Source organism: Tistrella bauzanensis, assembly GCF_014636235.1.
GTDB lineage: Bacteria > Pseudomonadota > Alphaproteobacteria > Tistrellales > Tistrellaceae > Tistrella > Tistrella bauzanensis.
The window spans coordinates 1-9,760 of sequence record NZ_BMDZ01000111.1 but is presented as its reverse complement, the minus strand read 5'-3'; the positions used below and the strand labels follow the sequence as shown (position 1 = coordinate 9,760).

Here is a 9,760-nt window from a genome sequence, read left to right as displayed (position 1 = left end):
TGTGGAAGCCTGTTGAATCACGCCAAACTATCGTGCGCCAGAGATTCCGATCACCGCGTTAACCTGAACTCGTTGCCCTGGGGATCCGGGCCGGGCTATTGCATCAGCTTGCGGCCGTCCGCCGCCAGGATCTGTTCCATCAGATCGTTCAGCCACCCGGCCAGAACGACGTCCTGCGGCTTGCTGTCGGCTTCGATGATCGCGCGTTGCAGTGTGCGTTTGACCAGTCGGTCGGCTGCTGCCGGATCGGGCAGCATCAACCGGGCAGCCAGGCGCAGCATCGGCAACATCGAGATGATGTCGTGACCGGGCTCGATCCCGCTCCGGCGCTGTGCCGCACCGCCGGATGTGTCGATGGTGTCGGCGCGAAGCGCGCCCTCTGCCGGGACAGCCCCGGATAGGGCACCTCCGGCAGTGGCGGCAGGGCCCATTGAGGCCGGGGCGTCATCGAACAGCGCCATCAGCAGCCGCCGCCAGCTGACCGGCTTGCGCAGCTTGCTGGCATGGCGGAACCGGTCCGGGATCAGGATGTCGTCATAGCCGGTGAAGAACACGAACGGGATGTTCCGTTGCGCCAGATCATCGGCGATCGAGAACACCTGCTTGCCGTTGAGATTGATGTCGAGGATCGCCGCCTGCACCACCGGCAGAAAGGCGGCGGCCGCCTCCAGCGTCGGCGTCGGCCCCAGAACGTCGGCACCCATGTCTTCGAAGGCGCGTGCGAGGTCGTCTGCCAGCAGGAACTCGTCTTCAGCGATCAGGATCCGTAGGCCTGTGAGGTTCTGCAAAAAAGCCTCCATCGCGCGTTCGGTGGCACGAGGCGTCAATTGGGGTCAAACAAGGTCGGGCGGGGCGGCCGTGCCGGTCTCAGTGCAGCGTGTTGCGCAGTTTCCGTCGCAGTTGGCGGTCGGCGTCGGCACTGTGGCGCCGCCTCTCGTCCAATGCCACGGTCAGGGCTTCCTCAAGTTCCTCGGCCAGTGCCAGAAGCGATTGAGGAATGGGATCACAGGCGGCGGCCACGGCATCAGGATGAGGCTCGTGGCGCCGCGACGGCGTGTGCAGGCGAATCTGATCCAGTGCATTGCGGCCCGGCCGGCCGTCGCCCAGGGCGCCGCCCGTCTTCTTCCTGTCGGCCATTTTTTTCACCTTGGCTGTTTCTTCTGCGCGCCGCCATCCACGACCTGCGCAGGATGTGGGGGCGTCTCGCCCATGCCTGCCGCGGTCATGGTGCCATCTGGCGTGCGGCCATCTGGTGCGTCGCCGTCGGAATGCCGCCTTGTGGCGCGCCACATCTGTCGAAATTTCCATCCCAACGCAGTGCGCCGCAGATGGTTCCGCCCGATCTCATCCTGGCCCCGGGCTGATGATCCTCGTCCCGGGCCGCCTCGTGGTCGCGGTGTCGCCCGATCCGCGCACGCCATGGCCACGACCGCAATCGCCGCCCGCCGGCCGATGATCGCGTCGCTGTCTATATTTCGGGATCGTCACCCGGCATGTCAATTGGACAGACGCATGACGCGAGGCTTGGCCGGGGTCTGCACCTGTGCGACAAACAACGACTTCGATTATCTCGTAATCGATGATGCCAAATCTATAGGATATTTCCATGGGAACAGACCGGCCAACGCACCTCATTGTCGGCATAGGCGCCTCCGCCGGCGGGATTCCCGCAATGGAGGGCTTCTTCAAGGGGGTGCCACAGGGGTCGGGTCTGTCCTTCGTGGTGGTCACCCATCTGAGCCCTGAGCGCGAGAGCATGCTGCATCAGGTGATCGGCCATTACACGGATCTGCCGGTCATCATTGCCGCCGAAGGCATGCAGGTCGAGCCCGACCACGTCTATGTCATGCCGCAGAACGCCTTGCTGAGCATCAAGGGCGGCCGCCTGACCCTGCGCCGGTTGAATGTGATGCAGCGCGAGCGCAAGCCGATCGACATCTTCTTCAGCGCGCTGGCCGCCGATATGGGCGAGCGCTCGGTGGGCGTGGTGCTGTCCGGTGGCGATTCCGACGGCACGCTCGGGGTCAAGGCGATCAAGGAACGGGGCGGGCTGACGCTGGCGCAGGTGGCGGACGGATCGGGGCCGCGCAATCCCGACATGCCGCAAAGCGCCATTGCCAGCGGCCTGATCGACATCGCCGTGCCGGCCGAGGAGATGGGCCGCAAGCTGGTGGAATATGCCCGCAGCTTCGATCTGCTGGATCGTCTGCCGGCAGCGTTCGACGACAGCGAGGATCTGACCGAGGCGAAGAACGCCATCTATGCCATCCTCCGCACCCAGACCTCGCATGATTTCTCGGGCTACAAGACCAACACTTTCATGCGCCGGGTCAAACGGCGGATGCAGATCGTGCAGGCGACCACGATGGATGCCTATGTCGCGCAGTTGCAGGAGAAGCCGGAAGAATGCATGAACCTCTTCCGCGATCTTCTGATCAACGTCACCAACTTCTTCCGCGATGGTGATGCCTTCGACGCGCTGGCCGCCATCGTGATCCCACGTCTGTTCAAGAACCGGACCGCCACCGATACGGTCCGGATCTGGGTTCCGGGCTGTGCGACGGGCGAAGAGGTGTATTCGATCGCCATTCTGGTGCGCGAGCACCTGGCGACGCTGGCGGTGGCGCCCCGCGTCCAGATCTTCGCGACCGATATCGACGAGGCGGCGCTGGGCGTTGCGCGCGCGGCCCGCTATCCCGAGACGCTGCTTGAGAACGTATCGCCAGAGCGGCGCGACCGCTTCTTCACCAGCGATGGCAGCAGTTTCGTGGTCGACAAGGAGGTGCGCGACCTGTGCGTGTTCTCGCCGCACAGCGTGATCCGCGATCCGCCATTCTCGCGCATGGACCTGATTTCCTGCCGCAATCTGCTGATCTATCTGGGACCGGATGTCCAGAACCGGGTGTTGCCGACCTTTCATTATGCGCTGAAGGGGGGCGGCTATCTGTTCCTCGGCACGTCGGAGAGTGTGGGGCAGCATGGCGACCTGTTCGTGACGCTGGACAAGAAACAGCGGCTTTTCCAGGCGCGGGAGCATGTGATCGCACCGCGCCTGACCCTGCTGCTGGGCACCGGCGATCTGGGATCTTTCGGCACCAGTCCGTTGCGCCGGGACGGCGGCTTGTCGCCGTCGATGCGTCAGGCGGTGGAGGCGCAGGTGCTGGAGCGCTTCGCCCCCGCGCATGTGGTGGTCGACGGCGATGGCGAGGTGATCTATTACTCGGCCCGGACCGGCAAGTATCTTGAGGCACCGCAGGGCGCACCGTCGCGGCAGCTGATCTCGATGGCGCGGCGCGGCCTGCGCGCCGATCTGCGCGCGGCGCTGCGCGAGGCGATCGAGAGTGGCCGACCGGTGGTGCGCGACAATGTGGCGGTCGACGAGGCCGACGACCGGGTTCAGTTCATCACTCTGACCGTGGAACCGCTGGCCGGCCGTGGCAGCGGCGACCCGCAATTCCTGGTGCTGTTCGAGCCGGCGGGCCCATCCCAGACCCGCGCCGAGGCCCTGCGGACCGTCGATCCAAATGACACCGCCGATCTGGAGCGCGAGTTGCGCGACACGCGCGAACGCCTGCAATCGACCATCGAGGAATACGAGACCGCGTTGGAGGAACTGAAATCGTCCAATGAGGAGCTGGTGTCGGTCAACGAGGAAGCGCAATCGACCAACGAGGAACTGGAAGCCTCGAAAGAGGAGATGCAGTCGCTCAATGAAGAGCTGAACACGATCAATGCCGAACTGACCGAGAAGGTCGAGGAACTCGACCGCGCCAATACCGACCTCAAGAACCTGTTCGAAAGCACCCGGATCGCGACGATCTTTCTGGACAGGGATCTGGTGATCCGCACCTTCACCCCGGCGGCATCGAGCTTCTTCAACCTGCGCATGGCGGATATCGGACGGCCGCTGACCGATCTGGCCAGCCAGCTGGACTATGGCGACCTGAAACAGCATATCAGGGCGGTGTTCTCGTCGGGCGAGATGATCGAGCATCAACTGGCCCGCGACGAGGATGGCACCCACTACCTGGTCCGCCTGATCCCCTATCGCGGCAGCGACAACCGGATCAACGGTGTGGTGGTGACCTTCGTCGACGTCACCACTCTGGCCGAGGCCCAGGACCATCAGTCGGTGCTGATTTCCGAGCTGAACCACCGGGTCAAGAACATGCTGGCGGTGGTGATCAGCATTGCCAACCGCACGCTGGAAAGCGCCCCGGACCCCAAGGCGTTCAGTGTGGCCCTGATCGGCCGACTGCATGCGATGGCACGTGCATACGGCCTGCTGTCGCGGGAAAGCTGGTCGGAAGTGGCCATGGAAGACCTGATCCGCCAGGAAATGGACCCGTTCGGCCCGGACCGCACCGTGACGGAGGGGCCGGTGATCCGGCTGAAGCCGGAACAGGGCCTGTCGCTGGGCATGGTGATCCATGAACTGGCGACCAATGCCGCCAAATACGGCGCGCTGTCGATCCATGGCGGCCGCGTGGAGATCACCTGGTCCGCCGACCATGAGCATGTTCATCTGAACTGGGTCGAGCGGGATGGCCCGCGGGTCGGCTCTCCTGAGGAGACCGGTTTCGGTCTGCGGCTGGTAAAGGGTGAGATCGGCTATCGTCTGGGCGGAATGGTGGAAACCTTCTTCGCTCCGGACGGTTTGAAGGTGGTGATCTCGTTCCCCCTGACCTGACAGGAGACGGCATGGCCCGGCGAGCGCGCGTGCTCATCGTCGAGGACGAATGGGTCGTGGCTGAAGACCACGCGGGGCAATTGCGCTGCGTGGGTTATGACATTGCCGGCCCGGTGCCCGATGTCGCAGCGGCCCTGCGGCTTCTCGACGGGGTGCCGATCGATGCGGCGATCCTGGATGTGTGGCTGAGGGGCAAGAACAGCTATGCGCTGGCCGACCGGCTGGACCGTCGCGCCATTCCCTTCGCCTTCGTGAGCGGCCTGTCGGCGGGCGACCTGCCGCCACATCTGCGGCCGCACCCGATGCTGCCGAAGCCGGTGCTGCCCGACGCCCTGCGGGCGATGGTCGATATGCTGCTGGGCGAGACGCCGACCCCGGGCCATGAGGAACCGTAGCTCCGGCGCCGCTTGAGGCCGGTCGGCGCTGTTCCCGCGCCGTCGCCGCTCCAGTTCCTCGCCTGATCCGGTTTTCCCCGGGGCACGGAAGGTGCCATCACCACAGACGGGAGACCTGTTGGCATGACCGAGCAACCGCCCGCGACCGATGCCGGCGATGACGAGACGCCGGCCCGGCGCGGCCTTGCGGCGTGGTGCACCTTCTTCGAGACCCTGTCGCCGGCGACCCTGGACCGGATCGACGCGCTGTCGGTGCCGGATCTGCGCTTCGTGGACCCGTTCAATGACGTCACCGGCCGCGAGCGGGTGCGGGCGCTGCTGGCCCATATGTTCCAGACGCTCGATGCGCCGTGTTTCGTGGTGCTGCATCAGGCCTGCGACGGCGATATCGGCCTGATCCGCTGGCGGTTCACCGCCCGCCCGCCCGGACAGGCCGCCGGCTTCACGATCGAGGGCATGAGCGAGGTGCGGCTGGCGGGAGACGGGCGGGTGATCGCCCATATCGACCATTGGGACGCGGCGGGCCAGATCTATGAACGGGTGCCGGTGCTGGGCTTTGTCCTGCGCCGGATCCGGGCGCGTCTGGCGGCGCCGGTCGCGGGAGATCCTGCCGATCGCCGCCGCTGATCAGTCTTTCACCAGCCGTGCGGCGAGCGTCAGCCACCAGCGGCTGGGCAGGGCGCGGGCCAGCACCAGAAACAGGGTGAAGCGCTTCGGGAAATGGATATGGAAGCGGCGGGATTTCAGCCCGTCGCTGATCGCGCGCGCGGCGGTGGCGGCATCGATCATCGCCGGCATCCTGAAGCTGTTCATGTCGGTCAGCCGGGTACGCACGAAGCCGGGATTGATCACCCGGACATCGATGCCGCGCGGGGCCAGTTCGATCGCCAGCGTTTCCGCCAGATTGAGCACACCGGCCTTGGACGCGCCATAGCCGATCGCCCGCGGCAGGCCGCGATAGGCCGAGGCGCTGGCGACGAGGGCAAGCTGTGGCCGGGTACCGCGCGCCAGCACGGGGATCGCCACCGCCGCCACGCGCAGGGCACCGATGAGATTGACCTCGATCATCGTTGCCGCCTTGCCGATGTCGAGATCATCGGCCCCCATCGGCCAGTAGACGCCGGCCGCATAGATGACGTGATCGACACCGCCCCAATCGGCCAGCAGCGAGGCGGCGGCGGCATCCAGTGCCGCCTGATCGGTGGCGTCCAGCGCCAGGGCGCGGGCATCGGGGCCGAGTTCGGCCGCAAGGGCCGCGAGGTCGTCGGCGCGTCGGGCGCTGATCGCCACCCGCGCCCCCTCTGCCGCCAGCAGGCGGGCGAGGTCGCGGCCGATGCCGTCGCTGGCGCCGATCAGCCAGACCCGCCGGCCGTGCCAGCTTTCAAGCCGGCGCAGCAGCGGGGCAGGGCGGGCATCGGAAGGCGGGCGCGCATCGGCTGGCCGGCTGGGGCGGGTTGGTTGCATCTCAGCGGGCATGAGCCATCTCCACCTGCACCACATCGATCCGGCCGGTGTCGAAACCGGCGGCGCAATAGGCCAGGTAATAGCGCCACAGCCGGATGAAGCGGTCATCGAAGCCGGCGGCCAAGACGCGGGCGCGGGCGGCATCGAACCGGGCGAGCCAGGCGATCAGGGTGCGGGCGTAATCCGCCCCGAAGGCATATTCATCGGTGACGGCCAGCCCGGCGGCGGCGGCCTGATCGCGGATGATCTGGCGGGTGGGCAGCATGCCGCCCGGAAATACATAGCGCTGGATGAAATCGGCCCCGCGTCGATAGCGGTCGAAATGCGCGTCGTGAATGGTGATCGCCTGCACCATGGCCCGGCCGCCAGGGGCCAGGCGGTCGGCGAGGGTGCGGAAATAGGTCGGCCACCATCGTTCGCCCACCGCCTCGATCATCTCGATCGACACGATATGGTCGAACCGGCCCTGAAGGTCGCGATAGTCGCGGAAGTCCAGTAGCGCGCGGCTGTCCCAGCCGCCGGCACGGGCCCGTGCCTGGGCATAGGCAAGCTGGGCACGGCTGATGGTGATGCCATGGACGGTGTGGCCGCGATCGGCCGCGCGCTCGGCGAAACCACCCCAGCCGCAGCCGATTTCCAGAATATGTGCTGCCTCGCTGCTATCCCCGGCGATCCGGTCGAGAATGCGGTCATATTTGGCATGCTGGGCGGCGGTGAGGTCGCCCGTATCATCGGAGGCCGTACGGTCGGAGCCTGGGCCATCGGAGCCGGGGCCATCGGGGCCGAAGATGCCGGCCGAATAGCTCATGCTGGGATCGAGCCAGAGTTCATAGAAGCTGTTGCCCAGATCGTAATGGGCGTGGATGTTGCGCTTCGACCCGCGCCGGCTGTTGCGACGGACCAGGGCATGGGCCATCCAGCCCAGGATCCGGGCTGTCCGCCGGCCGGCAAAGCCTGCGGCGAGGGCGGCCTCGTTGCGGGCAAGCAGGGTGAGCAGGGCGGGGAGATCGTCGGTATCGACCGCGCTGTCGATATAGGCTTCGGCGAATCCGACGGCGCCGCGTTTCAGGCAGCGGCGGACCACCGACCAGTCGGCCAGCCGCATCAGCGCATGCGGACCGGGGGTGGCGCCCCGCGCCACCACCCGGCGGCCATCGGGCAGGGTGATGGTGAGGTCGCCCACCGCCCAACGCTCCACCGCGCCGCGCAGCAGGGCTGGCAGGTCGATACCAGCCAGACCGGCGCCGGGACCACCCCGCGACAGGCTGTCGGTGCTCATCGCGTCGTCTCCTCGATCGGTGGCACCGGCCGGCGGTGGAACGACACGGTCCCCCGGGTCCAGAGCCTGAGTGCCTGCCAGTGGATGCGGGCGACCACACCCAGCGTCATCAGCGGCATCGACAGCAGCAACCGCAGAACATGACTGGTGTCGAGCACGCCGCGTCGGGCGGTGACGGCGGTCAGCAGCAGGGGGCCGCTGTCATCGTGATAGTCGATGGCGGCGGTGATGGTGTCGTCGGTCACCCGGAAGCGGAAGCGGTAATGGCCCTCGATCGCGCAGAACGGCGAGACGTGGAACACCTTGCGGGCGGTGATCCGGCAGGCGGGGGTGATCGGCCGGCCATCATCATGCGCCACCAGATAATTGTGGCGGTCGCCGAAGGTGTTGTTCACCTCGGCCAGAACCGCCCTGAGCCGGCCCGCATCATCATGGATGAACCAGAAGCTGACCGGGTTGAAGACATGGCCGAGAACCCGGGGATGGGCCATCAGCAGCACCCGGCCGCCGGTCAGATGCGCCAGACCGAAGGTGGCCAGGATGCCGTGAAGCCAGGGCTGCCAGGGGCTGCCGTCACGGGGGCCATGGTCGCGGGTCAGCAGCGCCAGCGGCCGGCGGCGGTCGACCCCGAACAGCAGATTGCCGGCGCGGTCCAGCTCGTCGAGCCACAGCGTGATGTAGAACGCCGGATAGACGAAGCTGTTCTCGCGCGGCTTCAGGCGCCTGTGCATGACCCGGGCCGGGCTGAGCCCACCTGCAATGACCATCAGTGTCCTCGTGGTGCCAGGGCCCGTAGGCCCCGCCGATTAAACTTGTGGTGTCACGTAAGTCAGGATGGGAACGACCGGCCGCCAATTCCAGTGTGATCGGAACCGGTGGCTGTGGCGGTCATTCCGCGGCGGCGGCAAGGTCTGCGGCCGGGCTGTGGCTCGGGCGAGCCATCGCCGCCACCCGCCGCGCGAGCCGCGGCGCCAGGCCGTCGAGCGCGGGCAGCCGCCTGATGGTCTGTTCACCCAGAAGATCCGCCCAGGGCAGGTCGCCCCCGGCCATGACGCCCGCAGCCAGCCCGCTGGCGCAGGCGTCTTCATGGAAGCCGAAGCCGAAATAGCTGCCGGCATAGAACACGCCGCCCTGGCCCTGAAGCGCACCCAGCCGGTGCTGGGCGGCGATGGCGGCAGCATCGAACACCGGATGGGCATAGGCGATGTCGGCAAGCACCGATGCCGGTTCGAACGGCGGGTTCAGGGTGACGAACAGATCCCGGTCTGTGGCCAGTGGTTGAAGGCGGTTCATCCAGTAGCTGACCGCCAGATGCTCGTGGCCGGCATCATTGATGCTCTGGCCGAGATAATTCCACGCGGCCCAGGCCCGGCGCCGGCGCGGCATCAGCCGGGTATCGCGGTGCAGGACCGCGCGGTTCGCCTGATAGCCGAAGGCACCCAGCACCGATTTTTCGGCGGCGGTCGGCTGGTCGAGCAGCGCCAGGCTGTCATCGGCATGGGCCGCCATCACCACGGCGGCGAAGCGCCGGGGGGCATGGTCGCGGCATTTCACCAGTGGCCCGCCGGCATCGCGCAGTACCGTCTCGACACCCGCCTCGCCGGCGAAGCTGATCAGCGGATGGGCCAGGATGCGTGCGGCATAGCTGCCGGTGCCACCGGCCACCGTCCGCCAGACCGGCCGGCCGCGATAGTCGAGCAGGGCATGGTTGTGGAAGAAGCGGATGAAGCTTTCGGCCGGAAAATCGAGCATGGCCGCCATGGGCGCCGACCAGATCGCCGCCCCCATCGGCAGCAGATAGCGGCGGGCGAAATCGGCCGAATAGCCATGCGCGGCCAGAAACGCGCCCAGGAGCCTGTTGCAGAATGGGCTCCAACCCTGTCGATGTCCGCTTGCCCCCGCGCTGCGGGGCTGATTCCCTCGGGTGAGGTG

General features: G+C 66.9%; 9 protein-coding genes. 3 read left to right on the top strand and 6 right to left on the bottom strand.

Features of this window, described 5'->3' with window-relative positions:
- Nucleotides 1-95: 95 nt before the first annotated feature.
- Together IEW15_RS24125 and IEW15_RS24120 are read right to left on the bottom strand one after the other, a co-directional pair.
- On the bottom strand, nt 96-788 hold the full coding sequence (locus IEW15_RS24125) for a response regulator (protein ID WP_188582875.1): 693 nt from the start codon (nt 786-788) through the stop codon (nt 96-98).
- Between the two features lie 79 nt (nt 789-867).
- The gene (locus IEW15_RS24120) at nt 868-1,137 is read right to left on the bottom strand and encodes a hypothetical protein (RefSeq protein WP_188582874.1); all 270 of its coding nucleotides are present in this window, start codon (nt 1,135-1,137) and stop codon (nt 868-870) included.
- Nucleotides 1,138-1,606: 469 nt separating this feature from the next.
- Between IEW15_RS24120 and IEW15_RS24115 the strand changes: the two genes are divergently transcribed.
- The 3 genes from IEW15_RS24115 (at nt 1,607) to IEW15_RS24105 (ending at nt 5,712) form a co-directional block, all read left to right on the top strand.
- Nucleotides 1,607-4,690 (top strand): CheR family methyltransferase, encoded by a 3,084-nt coding sequence (locus IEW15_RS24115; RefSeq protein WP_188582871.1) that lies wholly within the window; start codon nt 1,607-1,609, stop codon nt 4,688-4,690.
- An 11-nt stretch (nt 4,691-4,701) separates the two neighbouring features.
- Nucleotides 4,702-5,085, top strand: a complete 384-nt coding sequence (locus IEW15_RS24110) for a response regulator (RefSeq protein WP_188582869.1) — start codon at nt 4,702-4,704, stop codon at nt 5,083-5,085.
- A 123-nt stretch (nt 5,086-5,208) separates the two neighbouring features.
- On the top strand, nt 5,209-5,712 hold the full coding sequence (locus IEW15_RS24105; RefSeq protein WP_188582866.1) for a nuclear transport factor 2 family protein: 504 nt from the start codon (nt 5,209-5,211) through the stop codon (nt 5,710-5,712).
- Here IEW15_RS24105 and IEW15_RS24100 read toward each other — a convergent pair whose 3' ends face one another.
- From IEW15_RS24100 to IEW15_RS24085, 4 genes are all read right to left on the bottom strand, one after another.
- Nucleotides 5,713-6,561 carry an SDR family NAD(P)-dependent oxidoreductase gene (locus IEW15_RS24100; protein ID WP_229708687.1) on the bottom strand — a complete coding sequence of 283 codons (849 nt, stop codon included), beginning with the start codon at nt 6,559-6,561 and terminating at the stop codon, nt 5,713-5,715.
- Nucleotides 6,551-7,828 carry an SAM-dependent methyltransferase gene (locus IEW15_RS24095; protein WP_188582864.1) on the bottom strand — a complete coding sequence of 426 codons (1,278 nt, stop codon included), beginning with the start codon at nt 7,826-7,828 and terminating at the stop codon, nt 6,551-6,553. The genes IEW15_RS24100 and IEW15_RS24095 overlap by 11 nt, the downstream gene beginning before the upstream one ends.
- Nucleotides 7,825-8,595: a DUF1365 domain-containing protein gene (locus tag IEW15_RS24090; RefSeq protein ID WP_229708683.1), complete on the bottom strand. Its 771-nt coding sequence runs from the start codon at nt 8,593-8,595 to the stop codon at nt 7,825-7,827. The genes IEW15_RS24095 and IEW15_RS24090 overlap by 4 nt, the downstream gene beginning before the upstream one ends.
- A gap of 121 nt (nt 8,596-8,716) precedes the next feature.
- Nucleotides 8,717-9,760, bottom strand: a 1,044-nt coding sequence (locus IEW15_RS24085) for an NAD(P)/FAD-dependent oxidoreductase (RefSeq protein WP_408999448.1), incomplete at its 5' end; no start/stop codon positions are given.